The sequence below is a fragment of the Vagococcus sp. WN80Y genome, from assembly GCF_059621045.1.
This window is the reverse complement of record NZ_JCAQHY010000048.1, coordinates 1-1,200: the sequence shown is the minus strand read 5'-3', so window position 1 is coordinate 1,200 and position 1,200 is coordinate 1. Positions and strand designations below refer to the sequence as shown.

Below are 1,200 nucleotides of genomic sequence, written 5' to 3'. Positions count from 1 at the left end.
TCACGACATTCGCTGTTTGGAGGCCAGCCAGATTAAAGCTCTTACTCGGTGCGGTTAGAATCACTGAATTGGCTTGAGCCTCTGCCGACAAGGTACTGAAGACGGTATGCTGAAAGCCTGGTGAAATCAGGTCGAAATGGATTTCATCGGAAACGACCACCACCTGATGCTGACGACAAATTCGGTCGACTTCTTCTAGTTCCGCTTGGCGCCAAACACGGCCTACTGGATTATGCGGGCTACAAAAAATCAATAAGCGGGTCTGAGGCAAGCTGGCTTTGGCTTCTAGGTCCACAAAATCAATGGTGTAGTGACCGTTTTGATTGACCAAAGAACTGGCGATCACCTCACGACCAGACTTTTCAATGGCCGCTCTAAAAGGATAATAAACAGGGGATAAAATCAGGACCCCCTCGCCCACTTCCGTATAAGCTTTCACTGAATGGTAAAGAGCCGTCACGATGCCCGGTGAGACAACTAACCAGTCTTTTTCAACCTGCCATTGATGACGGCGCGCCATCCAGTTAATCACGGCTTCATAATAGGCCTCGGTTGGTTGAGTGTAGCCTAAAACCATGGACTCAAGGTAAGTCTTCAAGCCCTCAATCAGCTCTGGTGGATGTCGTAAATCAGTATCGGCTACGGATAAGGGCACAATATCTGTGGGTAAATCAGGGTAACTGTCGCGCATTTGGCGCCATTTAGCTGAGCCGTCGGCCAAACGATCGCGACTGGTAGTAAAATCATAAGTCATGTAGTTCCTCCTTTTTTCTTTGAGACAAATTAGTTAAAGGCAATGCCAGCGAAGATTCCTGCTAATATGGCTGACACAAGGGAGACGGAAACGACGCCTGCGATGATCATCTTGGGCATCATATAGGCGGTTAAATAATCCGCTTCGGCTTGGTCACTGGTCGCGCCTTTGATGGCTTCGGTGGTTAAGGCAAAATTAAAAGGAAAACCAAGGAAACAGTTCAGGCCAATCGCAAAGGTCATATAAGGCGAGTAACCAAAAAGCTTGCCGAAAAAGTAGGTGGCAAGGAAAATTGCCACTAAAGCAATCACCATCAAAATGACAATTTTAACGATTAAGGCCACTACGACTGACCACGTAGCCAAAGCAAAGGAACTCATAAAGCTGGCAAACAACGCAAGATTAAGAATGCCCGTCGAAGCTGATTTATCCATGGGCTTGGGTTC

The 1,200-nt window shown here is 47.2% G+C and carries 2 protein-coding genes; both read right to left on the bottom strand.

The window, feature by feature from the left end:
- The coding region (locus tag AC5KOD_RS02590) for a MalY/PatB family protein (RefSeq protein ID WP_496912981.1) at positions 1–691 on the bottom strand (691 nt) is incomplete at its 3' end.
- A gap of 92 nt (positions 692–783) precedes the next feature.
- Positions 784–1,200, bottom strand: a 417-nt coding sequence (locus AC5KOD_RS02585; protein WP_496912980.1) for a hypothetical protein, incomplete at its 5' end; no start/stop codon positions are given.